11 protein-coding genes are annotated in these 14,178 nt (G+C 39.9%); 5 read left to right on the top strand and 6 right to left on the bottom strand.

The genetic code is table 11. From position 1 onward, the window contains the following. Position 1: 1 nt before the first annotated feature. From BCU91_RS10365 to BCU91_RS10385, 5 genes are all read left to right on the top strand, one after another. Positions 2-2,089 carry an MtrB/PioB family decaheme-associated outer membrane protein gene (locus BCU91_RS10365; protein ID WP_102531421.1) on the top strand — a complete coding sequence of 696 codons (2,088 nt, stop codon included), beginning with the start codon at positions 2-4 and terminating at the stop codon, positions 2,087-2,089. Between the two features lie 205 nt (positions 2,090-2,294). After that, positions 2,295-2,870, top strand: a complete 576-nt coding sequence (locus BCU91_RS10370; protein ID WP_102531422.1) for a hypothetical protein — start codon at positions 2,295-2,297, stop codon at positions 2,868-2,870. A 284-nt stretch (positions 2,871-3,154) separates the two neighbouring features. After that, positions 3,155-4,315 (top strand): glycerate kinase, encoded by a 1,161-nt coding sequence (locus BCU91_RS10375; protein ID WP_102531423.1) that lies wholly within the window; start codon positions 3,155-3,157, stop codon positions 4,313-4,315. Positions 4,316-4,447: 132 nt separating this feature from the next. Further along, a complete protein-coding gene (gene panP, locus BCU91_RS10380) occupies positions 4,448-6,097 on the top strand; it encodes a pyridoxal-dependent aspartate 1-decarboxylase PanP (protein ID WP_102519784.1) in 1,650 nt (549 codons plus the stop codon). Between the two features lie 801 nt (positions 6,098-6,898). Next, the gene (locus BCU91_RS10385; RefSeq protein ID WP_157936285.1) at positions 6,899-7,567 is read left to right on the top strand and encodes a LuxR C-terminal-related transcriptional regulator; all 669 of its coding nucleotides are present in this window, start codon (positions 6,899-6,901) and stop codon (positions 7,565-7,567) included. A gap of 150 nt (positions 7,568-7,717) precedes the next feature. Here the strand turns inward: BCU91_RS10385 and BCU91_RS10390 are convergent, their stop codons facing one another. The 6 genes from BCU91_RS10390 to BCU91_RS10415 all read right to left on the bottom strand — a co-directional run bounded on the left by BCU91_RS10390 (position 7,718) and on the right by BCU91_RS10415 (position 13,991). Next, positions 7,718-8,662, bottom strand: coding sequence for a hypothetical protein (locus BCU91_RS10390; protein WP_102531425.1), 945 nt, complete (start codon positions 8,660-8,662; stop codon positions 7,718-7,720). Between the two features lie 38 nt (positions 8,663-8,700). After that, positions 8,701-11,175, bottom strand: a complete 2,475-nt coding sequence (locus BCU91_RS10395) for a fimbria/pilus outer membrane usher protein (RefSeq protein WP_102531426.1) — start codon at positions 11,173-11,175, stop codon at positions 8,701-8,703. A gap of 5 nt (positions 11,176-11,180) precedes the next feature. Continuing rightward, the gene (locus BCU91_RS10400; protein ID WP_133126599.1) at positions 11,181-11,990 is read right to left on the bottom strand and encodes a hypothetical protein; all 810 of its coding nucleotides are present in this window, start codon (positions 11,988-11,990) and stop codon (positions 11,181-11,183) included. A gap of 85 nt (positions 11,991-12,075) precedes the next feature. Then, complete coding sequence (locus BCU91_RS10405) at positions 12,076-12,804, bottom strand: molecular chaperone (protein ID WP_102531428.1); 729 nt, start codon at positions 12,802-12,804, stop codon at positions 12,076-12,078. Positions 12,805-12,875: 71 nt separating this feature from the next. Then, positions 12,876-13,370: a hypothetical protein gene (locus BCU91_RS10410; protein WP_102531429.1), complete on the bottom strand. Its 495-nt coding sequence runs from the start codon at positions 13,368-13,370 to the stop codon at positions 12,876-12,878. A 96-nt stretch (positions 13,371-13,466) separates the two neighbouring features. Further along, positions 13,467-13,991 carry a hypothetical protein gene (locus tag BCU91_RS10415; RefSeq protein ID WP_102531430.1) on the bottom strand — a complete coding sequence of 175 codons (525 nt, stop codon included), beginning with the start codon at positions 13,989-13,991 and terminating at the stop codon, positions 13,467-13,469. Positions 13,992-14,178: the final 187 nt, after the last annotated feature.

Consider the following 14,178-nt stretch of genomic DNA (forward strand, 5'->3'; position numbering starts at 1 on the left):
TATGAAATTTAAACTGAACTTAATCACCTTAGCGCTAGTAGCCAATGCAGGCTTTGCAATGGCCGCTGATGGTTACGGTGTCGGTAATGCCAACACAGACAAAGTCAAATATGACAAGTGGGTTTGTAAAGGTTGTGCTGTAGAAACTGGCGTAACCGGTAATGTGGGTGTAGGCGTTGCGTATAACAGCGAAGATGATATTCACTCTGCCAATGCATTTGGCAGCAGCAACGAGTTTGCTCCCAAAGTTGATGCTGATATTAACTATATTGGTAAATCGGGCTACCGCGCTAAAGTTGAAGCCACCGATTTAGGGTTAGACAATGGCCGTTTAGATGTGAATGTTGGCAAATTAGGCCAATATAACTTCAACCTTAATTATCGCTCAATTGCTACTTATAGCTCTAATACCGTGATGTCTCCATACAGTGGTATTGGTGGTAACGATTTAACCTTGCCTGACGGCTGGGTGACAGCAGGTACGACTGACGGTATGACTGAGCTTGGTAACAGCTTAAACCCGTTTGAATTATCACTTAAACGTGAACGTGCAGGTTTAGGGTTTGAATATCAAACTGAGTCACTATTCACTACTTATGTGAATTATCAACGTGAAGAAAAAACCGGCACCAAAACGGCATCGGGTAGCTTTTTTAATCAATCTATGATGATTGCAGAGCCTGTTGATTACACCACTGATACCATCAATGCGGGTATTAAATTTAGAGGCGCTAACTGGTTCACTAGCCTTAACTATGACGGTTCTATCTTTAAAAATGATAATGCCCAGTTAAGCTATGACAATGCCTTTAACCCAACGTTTGGTGCTCAAACCCGTGGTTATATGTCATTAGACCCTGACAACGAATCACATATTGTGTCGTTATTAGGTCAATACAATGAAAATGGCGCAGCGCTTAGTGGCCGTTTGATGTTTGGTCAAATGACTCAAGATCAAGATTTAGTCACCTCAGGCTATGGTTACAGCGTACCAACGGAATCAATTGATGCCAAAGTTGATATCACCGGCTTAACGTTAAAAGCAGCTAAGCGTATCAACCGTGAAGTTCGTGTTACTGGTAGCTACGACTACTCAGATCGCGACAACAACACCAACATCGAAGAGTGGACTCAAATCAGCATCAATGATGTCAACGGTCAAGTGGCTTATAACACGCCATACGATCAAACGACTCATAGAGCTAAGATTGCTGCAGATTACCGCATTACTCGCGGAATGAAGCTTGATGCAGGAGTTGATTATAACCGTGATGAGCGTAGTTATTCAGAGCGTGAAGTTACTGAAGAAAGCACAGTTTGGGCCCGTTACCGTTTAAACAGTTTTGATAAATGGGACATGTGGGTTAAAGGTAGCTTTGGCAGCCGTGATGGTTCTGATTACCAAGCGTCTGAGTGGACCTCTTCAGAAAATAACGACTTATTACGCAAGTACTACATTGCTGATCGTGACCGTAGTATGGTTGAAGCGCGAGTGAGCTATAGCCCTCTCGAAGCATTAGCCATCGATTTTGGCGCGCGTTACGCACTTGATGATTATACAGACACTGAAATTGGCCTAACTGAGTCGAAAGACACTAGTTACGATATCAATTTCAACTACATGTTTAATAAAGATGTGATGCTAAATGCATTTTATAATTATCAAATCATTGAGTCACAACAAGCGGGTAGTAGCACATTCTCAGGTCCAACTTGGGAAGCGGATATCGAAGATACTATCGATGTTGTCGGTGCAAATTTAAGTTACAACAACTTAATGGATAGCCGTTTACGTTTAGGTTTAGATTACACCTATTCAGAATCTGACAGTACGACTCAAGTTCGCCAAAATGTTACTGGCAACTACGGTGACTACTTTGCTAAAGTGCACAACGTCAATTTATATGGTCAATACCAAGCCACTGACAAAATGGCTGTCCGTTTAGACTACAAAATTGAAAAGTACTTAGATAATGATGCAGCCAATGATATCCAACCAGATACCATTTGGAATGTAATGAGTTTTGGCAGTAATAGCCATGACTACACAGCACATATGATTATGTTAAGTGTAAATTACAAATTATAAAACTAAGTAAAAAATACCAGCCTGCTATCGCAATATAGCAGGCTTTTTTTTGCCAGAAATTTAACGTTTTGTGCAGTAGCTATCAATAAACTACAAATAACCTGCAATTACTAAATTAACAAAAGCTATTACACTAATAGTCGATTAAAATTTACTGCTAGTGCCACTATCTTTGATTTCATACAGTAGAAATAGCCAAATTATTATGCAAAAAACATCAATTGTTCTGCTTAGCTCAATGGTTGCATTTCCGGCATTTGCCGCCAGTTCGACCGTTATGACCAATAACAGCATTCTTATCTTCATTGCTTTAATGGCCTTTACTTGCGTTAATGCTATCGCGCAAGCTAGCTGCTATTTTGCAGGCTTATACGTGCAAAAAAGTGTTAGCCAAAAGCATGTCACACTGAGCTTAGTGTTTCCGCTTATTGCGTTAATTGGCTTTATTGCCGAGTATCAATCCTTGGCACAATTTATTCTATATTTGGGCGCTGTGTTATTGGCCTTTGGTGCAGCATTAGCGCCACTGTTGTTAACCAATAAAAAAGTGCCTTGTATGCAATCGGCGTTAATACTACTAACAGGGGCGATTATTATTTTGCCTTTAAGCATTATTGTTACCCCAATCAGCCTGTTTTCTATTGTATTGTGCCACTTAGCCTTAAAACAAACGCCTATTGCGCCAGTGGCAAAGTTTTCGACCATATTGACACTGTTAACCAGCTACGGTTTATTTGGCTATTGGCTATTCCAGTTGTTTAACCAAATTTCCGTCGCCTAACCATCACTTACACTTTGGTGGTTTTCAGCTGAATTATATATTTGTGGGCATTTATCATGAAATGAGTGCCCATTTTCATTTTGACTCCTGGCCTAAGTCCTATCCCCAAGTCCTGCCCCTATCAAAGCCAGCTTTATGGCTAATATCCACTTATCCAATAGCAATTATAAAATTTTTCAATAGCTGCTTCGTTTTAAGCATTTATCAAACATGCATTTACTGCTAATTTATTCATAAGCTCAGGTTTAAACGCCAATCACTAAGTTACTACAGGTAGGACACCTATGAAAATTGTCATTGCGCCAGACTCCTTCAAAGAAAGCCTCAGCGCCTTAGGTGTTGCAAATGCCATTGAAGCAGGTTTTAAGCGAGTATTTCCTGATGCTCAGTATTGTAAGGTGCCGATGGCCGATGGTGGCGAAGGTACGGTGAAGGCTATGGTTGATGCAACCCAAGGGGAAATTATCAGCTTGCAAGTCACAGGCCCCGAAGGCACTCCTGTAAACGCTCATTACGGCATCATTAATCAAGATGCTCAAACTGCGACCGCTGTGATTGAGATGGCCGCAGCATCTGGCCTAGATTACGTGGAACGTGCTAACCGTAACCCTATGCTAATGACAAGTTATGGCACGGGTGAACTAATAAAAGACGCTTTAGACCGAGGTATAAAACATATTATTTTAGGTTTAGGTGGCAGTGCGACAAACGATGCCGGTGCAGGCATGGCCCAGGCGTTAGGTTTTACCTTACTTACAGCACAAAATAAGCCTATTTGTTATGGCGCCTTGGGGTTAACCGAGCTTGCAAAAATTGATAACACATCAGCTCACCCGTTACTGGCGCGATGTAAAATTGAGGTGGCCTGTGATGTAGATAATCCGCTATGCGGCCCTAATGGCGCATCCGCTGTTTTTGGTCCTCAAAAAGGCGCAGATGAGCAGATGGTTACAGAACTTGATGCTGCATTAGCTCACTTTGCCAAGGTGGTTTGTGCAACTCATTCACTTACAACGACAACTGAGCTCGCAGAGTTTCCTGGCGCAGGCGCGGCCGGCGGTATGGGCTATGGGGTGATGACACTACTCAATGCCAAGCTAAAGCCGGGGGTCGATATCGTCATTGACACGGTGAAGCTTGCAGATGCTATCGCTGACGCCGATCTCGTCATCACAGGTGAAGGACGCATGGACAGCCAGACATTAGGCGGTAAAACCCCAATGGGTGTGCTGCAACAAGGTATACATCAAGACGTACCTGTCATTGGCATTGCTGGCTGCTTTGGTGATGGCACCGAGCTAATTTTAGCTCAAGGCATGACAGCGATATTTCCTATTATTCCGTCATTAGCACCACTGGATGATATTCTGACTAACGCCCATGACAACCTGGCGAATACTGCGCAGAATATCGCCGCAATTTATCAGTTGTCGCTGAGTAAATAGTCAGTTTGAGTTAAAAACTTGCTGCGAAATAATCCTTGCAGTAAAGTTAGCCCTCATAATGGCCATGAAAGCGCTTATATCAATATATTTAGCACATTATTGGCCCAAGAATAAAAATGATGGCACCAGTTAATGACCAAACACGACCGCATAGCACAAGCATCAGAGGCAAGTCTTCTGCGTATTTTTACCGTACCTGAAGATGCTGACTCAACATTAAGCATTATCGAGCAGAAACTTTCTGAAGACTTAGCGGGCTTTTTAGGTAAGAGTATTGCTGCATTAGAAAAGCCATTATCACTTATTGAAACTGACTTTAAAGCGTTTCAAATTCCTGATTCGCCTCGTTTTGTATCTGATTATACTGACGAAATAATGCAAAATCTGGTAGCACACTCGGTGCATACCTCGGCGCCGAGCTTCATCGGTCATATGACATCAGCGCTGCCCTACTTTGTTTTACCCTTATCTAAAATGATGGTGGGCTTGAATCAGAACTTAGTCAAAATCGAAACATCTAAAGCATTCACTCCATTAGAGCGCCAAGTGCTGGGGATGATGCACCACTTAATTTACAGCCAAGACACTGACTTTTATGAGCAATGGATGCACAGCGCTAACTACTCCCTTGGCGCATTTTGCTCTGGTGGCACGGTGGCCAATATCACCGCATTATGGATAGCACGAAACCAGTTACTAAAAGCTGATGGTAATTTTAAAGGCATTAACCGTGAAGGATTACCTAAAGCACTGAAACACTATGGATATGACGATTTAGCCATCTTAGTGTCTGAGCGCGGCCATTACTCAATTGGTAAAACCGCTGACTTACTGGGTATTGGTCGAGACAACATCATCAGTATCCCCACCACTGCGGACAATAAAGTCGATGTAGCGGCCATGCGTCAAACCGCATTAAAGCTCGCCGATGACAATATTAAGGTAATGGCCATTGTGGGTGTTGCTGGCACCACCGAAACCGGTAATATCGACCCACTAGTTGAACTGTCAAAACTCGCCACTGAACTCCAATGCCACTTTCATGTTGATGCAGCTTGGGGCGGGGCCAGTTTACTGTCGAACAAATACCGCTATTTACTCGATGGCATTGAATTAGCCGACTCGGTCACTATTGATGCCCATAAACAAATGTACGTGCCTATGGGTGCGGGCATGGTGTTATTTAAAGACCCAGAGCTTGCACATGCCATTGCTCATCATGCCGAGTATATTTTGCGAGTAGGCTCTAAAGATTTAGGTAGTCAAACCCTCGAAGGCTCACGACCTGGCATGGCAATGCTAGTGCATGCTTGTTTACAGATCATCGGTGGTGACGGTTATGAGATTTTAATCAACAACGGTCTAGAAATGGCCCGTTATTTCGCATCGCACATTGCTGCAGATGAAAATTTTGAGCTCATCACAGAGCCTGAATTATGTATTTTAACCTACCGTTACGTGCCTAAGACTGTTCAACTAACAATTGATAAAGCATTAGCTAATGATGATATAAATACTGTAGAGCGCTGTAATTACCTGCTTGACCGCTTAACCCGCTTTATTCAAAAGCACCAACGTGAACAAGGTAAATCATTTGTCTCACGTACGAGAATAAAACCGGCTAAATACCACCGTGAAATCGTCACGGTATTTAGAGTGGTATTAGCAAACCCGCTTACTACCCATGAAATTTTACATGATGTGTTAAGTGAGCAAGCCGAGATTGCCAAATTAGATAATGAATTTTTACCGCAGTTATTATCAATAGCTAAAGCTTATTGATTAATCTAGTTTAACTCTTCGATACTCAAAATAAGCCCATTGTTAAGTGGGCATATTTATACAAGTTATTTATTCTCCAAAAAACTTAACTGCGTGCACTACAGCCATAGTGCCGCAGGATACCAATTGGGGTCATAGCGGTAACATCTAACTCAATATACCTTCTAGGTTTTATCCACTAATAGACTCTTGTGGTGTAATGGCTATCAAAATTAACATAAACAACTTCCACATTATCAAACTATCACCTCGCTGAGTACATCTTGCGCTCATGATTGACAGCTTTGGGCACCAAGCAACATCAAACATAATGATAAAGCAATCAGCAGCGTTTAATCACTAGAAATGAACCCAAATTGTGACTGAATGAAATTACAAATAAATAAGGTTTACCATTGCACATTCATAACCATTTTAAACAACCACTGGGGGTTAGTAACCACTGAAAGCTGGCCTCTACATTAAAAACCAATCTAGTCTGTTATAAATAAATGTGTTTAAGCAAATGTTATAACTTGTGTCGTTATAAAAGCTTACCCTCGCTCAGTCATATTCACACGTCCCCACCAAGAGCAAAATATTATAAATGTAAGGCTGCATGGTGCTGTGTTTATCGCTTAAGACTTGCCTATCAGCCTTGCTGAGCTGGCACTCACAGGTAAAAGTAATTGCATCAACATTTATGATGATTCTCAGCCACGATACAGCTTCTGTATTCGAAATGTGATATTTTTAAGGGTAGCTTTAGAGACAGTTTCTGCGCTTCACGGTACCATTATAATGAAAAGGAAATTATTCATTATGTTGAAACAAACTTTATTTTTAGTCATGAAGTTATCTATTCAGAGTCGAGCTATTTCTGATTTTTTAAATTCTAATTTAGGTTGTGAGACCACATTCATTAGCAGTGAAAAGGAGCTCTCTCGCCTCGAAAATAGATCAAATCCATTGTTACTTGTTGATGTAGCGAACTTACCGAATATTGATGAAAGTTATTGGGATAGTTTATTTAATGAAAATATTAACCAAGTTCATACGGTTTTACTGAATACTTCTCAAAACTTCAAAAAGCGAGATTTACTCGACTGGCCAAATTGTTGTGGTGTTTTCCCCAAATCATGCACACTGGAATTATTGGAGCGTGGAATGAAAAAAATTCTCGCGGGTGAATGTTGGTTGCCAAGAACAATGATGAGCGAGTTACTGCAACACTACCGAAAGGATGAACTCCCTCCAGAACAACAACCCGTCTCTCTCACTCGCCGTGAGCGTGATGTACTGAAATTACTCACCCCCTGCAACTCCAACATTGATATTGCTAACGCACTATTTGTGAGTGAACACACGGTTAAATCTCATCTTTATAAGGTATTCAAGAAAACTGAGGTTAAAAACCGTATCCAAGCGGTGAATTGGGCAAAGGTTCATCTACATAAATATAAAAAATCCTCCAATGAAATAAAATTGTAGAGAGTAATTTTAGCGTTATTTGTTTCAATTGAGTCATCTTCTTTTCTATAGCTGAAATCTGTTTTAGCTGCTGATAAAACAGATTTAAAAAATAGTGACTTACTGATCCCCTCCGCCAAAGAGCGATGTTATTTAATAAGCAGCTTTAGATTAAAAACCTCCGAGGCCTAATGCACTGATATCGATATGAATCTCATCTTCATACACACCACCAGGCCTATTTTCTGTTTCACCTATTTGAATCGTCATAGGAATTCTTTGACCGTTAGGGTTTTGCGGTGCATTAACAATTAGCTGATTACCTGCTTCCGAAAAATCAATCACACTGCCAGCAACACTGAATTCGTAGTCAACATCCCAGCGTTCATGCTTACTTTGGTGTCTTAACTTACCTTGATTATCTGAACGGAAACTAATTTCATAGCCTGTAGTACTACGAATATACAAGTTAGGATCGATGTTTACCTTTTTACCTGTTGTTAATCGCCCAAGGTCTAATGGATAAAGCCTTTGAGATAAGCCGTAAAAGCTAATGCTCGCAACAGGTGGAATACGAGATGAAATTAATTGGTTACGTTCATCTAGAACTATCGATGATTGTTCTGGGCTTGGGATGAGTTGAACGATTAATTGATTTGAATAATCCCCAGCAGCTCCAAATTGTTGTGACGGGAATCGTAATTGAAAACGAAAAGTAGATTGGTTAGGTGATACCTCTGCAAACCAGTGTCTATTTTGAATAAAACTGCCGGAAGTTTGAAGGTATGGCGTAAATGATAATAAATTGCCACCTTGACCTGTAAGTTCATACCCTTGCTGGACAGTTGAAATCATTAAACTCAAGGAGCAATCTTCATTGAGGTCACTAAAATTTACTTTCACCTCATAAGACTGCACTAAACCAAAAGTACTTGTCGCAAACACATCATATTGATTTTGAACTCCTGAACTCATTAAATTGACACTTTGCACTCGAGCGTCACAAGCAGCAAAAGCGCTAATAGTAAATAAACTAGAACCGATAATTATAGCGATCAGACAGAAAACCTTCTTAAGTTTTGTCTTAATCAACTTGATAGAGTTAGTCTGAGTCATATGTCCTCCTAGGAGATGAGTGTGTTATACATCTCGTGTTAATCAACATAAATCTTACCTAAGCGAAGTAATGCACCACTTTCATCGCTAATAATAAGCTCGTATGTACCTACTGATTCGCTATTTAGCTTGAGTAAATAGGTGCCAGGTTTTAGGCCGCTAATCGCAAATCGTCCGCTTCGATTAGTAAAAAAGTCTAATGCTTCAAAGTTTCTATCTGTTTGAGATATCGCTTTACCCGCTAATAAACTAACAGGTTCACCCGTTTTGTTATCAAAAATTGACCCCATAGCCGTGATAATTGCATCAGAGCCCACTTGAAGTGAGTAACCTTGTCTATATCCAGGATTGAGCGCGAACACCCCTTCACCTAAATCGTAACCAGGAGGTAAATCTGTTACATCATAGGAAATTAATTGCTCATTATATGCGACAAGATCTGGAACAACCATTGCGCCTACACCGTCACTATGCACTCTCGCCCCTTCATCTGACATATCCACATCAATACGATTATTTGCTAAGTTAGCGTGCGGTTGAATAATGGCAAAACTATCTCCAACGGGTCGACCAAAAGCAAACTGAGAACCCGAAAACACTAATGCTGATGAAAGTTCTGCTCGGCTAAAATGACTACTTTGCTTATTCGTAAAGTCGGTAAACCGGCTAGTATGTTGAAGGTTGGCTTGATACCGATTAGCAGAGTAATCAATACCCGCTTCTAGGTTAGCATCTGTATCACTGGTTCGCTGTGCACCGATAAACATATTGACCCCACCTGTTTTTCCGATGCCGTTAAGATAACTATATTCCGTTTTTAAATCTTCTAAGTCACTGCTATAACTACTCACCACGCGAGATGAACCAAACGGCCAACTTAGAGTAAGTAATGCATTAAATTCGTTACTTTCATCCTGATTATCTTTGTGTGTTAACCGAACACTCCAAGTGGCTGGGGTATCAAATAGATCACCAGAAAGTGCTGGGCTAATAGTCCAATAATCACCTTCCTTTTGATATACATCAATATAGTTAAGGGTTAGGCTAACTCGCAAAGCCTGAGTGATTGATCGGCTATAACGGCTGGTGAAAAAATGTTTGTTAATATTTAAAGAAGAAAGTAAATCTATAGGGTTAAAAACCGAATCATCAGATCTTTGAAACAAATCATCGACTCGAGTAAATGACTGAGAAAAATATTCATAAAAAAAACTGAGTTGAGAATTATCAGGGCCATCTTCGAAACTGACATCAAGCCCTAAACTGGCAGCCGCTCCTTCGCCAACTAAATCTTGGTTACTATAAGCAAGGTTTAAATCAAACACACCTAATCCTGTAGCAAACAAACTCCGTTGCCCCAGTTGGTAGATTTTAGGTGCCGCCTGCATGTTTACGCCTAATGTTAGTGATGGCGTGAGACCGTACTCCAACATACCATCGACAACAAATGCATCGCGGTCGTATTTAAGCTTGTCTTCAACTAAATCACTCGTCACTCCTGAACTAAATGCATATTCAAATTCTCCAGGTTTTAGCAGATCCATACCCGTGGCAATACTAAAATTTATTCGTTCTTGACGTCCATTACGATCGGTTATCAATAACTCAACATCACTAACGCCTTCGGCTAAAGGAATATCCTCAAGATTATAAGAACCCGCACCAAGGCTGAGCCTTTTTACTACCACCCCATCGATTAAAACATCAACTTCAGAAGTTCGTTCTAAAGTGAATTGACGTGCAGCCGTTGGCCTAACATTTCTGGTTGGAATAAGTGAAAAGTCACGAGAAATCCCTAACCCAAGAAAATCAATACCAGACTGAAAACCACTGGGGCGACTATAAAAATCCCCCAAAACCATACGAGTACCCTGGCTAGGAAAGTCAATATTAAGACGCGTACCTTGGCGAGAGTACTCTCCAGATTGACCATCTAAATGATTGTAAACCGCCTCATACTCCAAAACGGCATTTCGGTAATTAAGCCCAGTTTCAAGAAGGTGGTTATAATCGAGAAAATTTTGGCTATCATCACTAATATTCGAAGTATTGGTAGCAGACAAGTGGAGATTTACATAACCATTCAATGATGACGCTTCTATATATCGACGGGTATTTTTGCTGGGAGCAAACGATAGGCCGCTAATTTTAAGCGCCTCAATAGGTGCTTGCATTATTAGTTCAAAAGTTGACATGTCAAAAGTCAAACTAAGCCCAGCCTTTGAAAAATCAGCTTGGTTTAATACATCATCATGCTGAAATGTCGATAATAGCTCAAGCGTTTCCGGTACAAGGGTGTCAGCCAACAACGCCAAAGTTGATGTGGCTGGCAGTTCAATTTTTTGATCTGCTGTTATCGTTAATTCAACATCACCAATTAGACTGTCTTGTAATCGAAATAAACTTTGTAGATTAATATCCCGTCCAGTGGTGTTTAATATTACGTCCTCAGCCATGAGTGAAAAAGAGAGTAATAAGCACATTAGGAGCAATCGTTGAATTAATTTGCTCATACAAGTTAACGCGCCACAGGGGTAATGGTTAAACTAAATCCTTCAGACAATACGCGACCAAGATTAATGGACACCTCACGTTTTGAATGTGGAGGAAAAAAGGTGTTAATTTGATCTGTTACAAGCGCCTCCTCTTCGATAGTAAATGTATTACCGTCGGCTTCTGTTATATTCAAATAATAATCATTAAGCGTAGCGTATTTATTACCTATATTATCAACCGTAAACTTTAACAATGACGAGGTATTTTGTTGTTTCTTTTGTAATGAATAATCAGTATCTATATTAATAATCTGATGTTGAATAGAGGATGTATTAATCACCAACTGAGGTTGCTGCTTGCTGGACGATACGTGAACTGCCGCATTAAAATGTACAAATATTTTAACCCCACTTTTACTTGCACTATCATCGACTAATTGAGGCTGGCTAAAACGAATAAAATAACTTTGGGAATTGGCTAAGGTATCTTGCCCCAGCCATTGAACACGAACGGAGTGAACGGCACCTGGAGCTAAAACGGTTGCTGGAGGAAATACTAATAAATCGGTGGAAGTTTCTGATATAACCTTATAGCTCGCACCACTTGCTAGGGGGTTAAACTCAATTTCATTAACATCAATTTCTACAGGTAAAGTTAAATTAGAATTATTTGTAATTAAAAATTGCTGATAATTAGGACGACTATCAATAGAGAGTGCGGTAACCATAGGTGAGATCTCTATTCCATACACTGGTTTTCCTAAGAACAGAGACATTAAAGAAATACCGCACCATCCAAGCACTGTTTGTAAGTTTATCGAGTTGATGTACATAAGCCTCCTTTTTATCTCAAAGGTTCGTTATCTAAAAGAAACTACAAATTTGACACAGCAGGTGCCTGATAAAAAGTCTAACTCACTATTTCATAATTTCAATTTTAATCTCAATTTTATCCATACTGAATGATTCAATAGGCTTCATCGTTAACGTTCGAGAAGAGTTGGGTAAAAATAAATTGCCATTCAGTAACTCAGAAAGTTGCTCTTTATTTAACTGCAGTGAGTTTGCACCATCACTAACTTGCCATTGAGTTTCACTTAAACGTACATAGCGGTTACCGGAGTTGTTAATCGTTATTTTCCACTCTCCATCTATTAATTTTAATTCTTTAACTAGCAAATTTGCTTTCGTATTGGTCGGCACTACGTTGATTAGGGTATTAAAATTAACCCCCATTTTCACTTGTGAAATATTATCTCCCTCCATGGAAATCGGTATTTGACGAAAACCGACGCTATAAGCTTTTGACTCAGCGATATCAGGTTCACCTAAATAGCGCACCATAACAGCTTGAGAATGGCCAGGTTTTAAAATAGCCGTCACAGGAATAATTAATAAATCATCTTCAGCTGGAATATATTCAATTTTACCAGAGTTATTAATAACCAACTGCAGTGGTATCATCTCAACAGTGAGTGATTCACTGTCATTATTTTCTATACGCAGATTTAACTGTGCTTTTTTACCTACAGGTGACATTTCAGCCACCATGGGCTGCACTTTATAAGCAAAAGCATTCGGTAAACTAAAAACGGTTATAAGACTGACCATTGCCACTAGACATGATGTAGTCATATTTTTAATCATAAAACACTCCATATTAATATAATTAAACATGAGGGAGTTATGTCCCTCATGTTTGTGCTGACTACGCTAAATTAATTAGCCGCATTAATTTGAACGGTTAACGTATCAGAATAACCACCAGACCAGCTTGCACCACCCGGTGTGCTAAATGACAATGTTGCTGATGCGCCACCTAGCAAGCCTCCTGCAGAATAATCTTGATTAACATTTGCACCATTAGTGCCCATACCACCAGGCGCATTAAGCACTAGGTCAGAAGCATAACCAACTATGGCTAAAGTAGCCGTATAAGGCATAGATTGATCTTCAGCATCATCTGATTCTAGGCCACCTTCAGCACTAATCATTTCAATGTTTGCACCATCGACATCATTACATTCAACATCAAAATCAATATCAGAAGCGGTATTAGCGCCTTGTAAGTTACCAAAATCATTTAATTGAGTATTTAGACCTGTCACCTCACATACCGCAGGAACAAAACCAACTAATTGAACGTCACCAGCGTTAGCTGTACTGGCGAATAGTGCTGTTAAAGATGCCGCAATTAAAGTAATCTTTCTCATTGTAAAACTCCTTTTAAAATTTCAGATTGGTTTTTTACTATGCCGACCGATATTTGCCTATCGGTCGGCAACTTTCTCCATCTGGAGAAAACTTCATTAAATACCCTGCATGGTAAAATTAGGATAAACCTCAACATGCAGAATATCGGTGTATTTCCCGGCATATACCAATGCTTCAGGAAGGCTAATCTCTAAACTACCCGACGTCGCAAATGGAATTTTTTCGCCAGCATTAAATCGTTGCTCTTGTTGAATATCAAAACTATTCGCACTCATATTAAATTGAATCGATTCAATTTTTAAATCAATATCATAGGCTGCGATAATTCTATTATCATCCTGAGTTTGATTTAATTTAAGCCCACCGTACTCAGAGCGAAGTGCGACCAACATCGTTTGGTTACAATCAATAGACAGCGTTGTACTGTGTATTAGCTGTTGGCTAAAATCAAAAGGCGAACTACTTGGAATAGTGATTTCACATTTATCTTCGATAACACCTGAGAGTGCCAAAGTGAGTGATTCGTTGGCATGACTAACTGCAAGTCCGAAACAACAATGTAATACGAAGAATGCCACAGTATTTTTCACTGCATAAAGCCCTTTTCCGTTAACACTCATATCAATGTCCCTATAGATTGCCCAAACACGCTTTGCCAAAACAGGTGTATATGAAATCAATACATTGATGATAGCAATAAAGTTAATTTACAAAATATGAATTTAAGAATGAGTTTGTTATTAATCATTCATACTTGCAGTGTGCTTAATTCATACTTTTAAGATATTACAATAAACACAATTAAAT

This window comes from Shewanella sp. 10N.286.52.B9 (assembly GCF_002873635.1).
Lineage (GTDB): Bacteria > Pseudomonadota > Gammaproteobacteria > Enterobacterales > Shewanellaceae > Shewanella.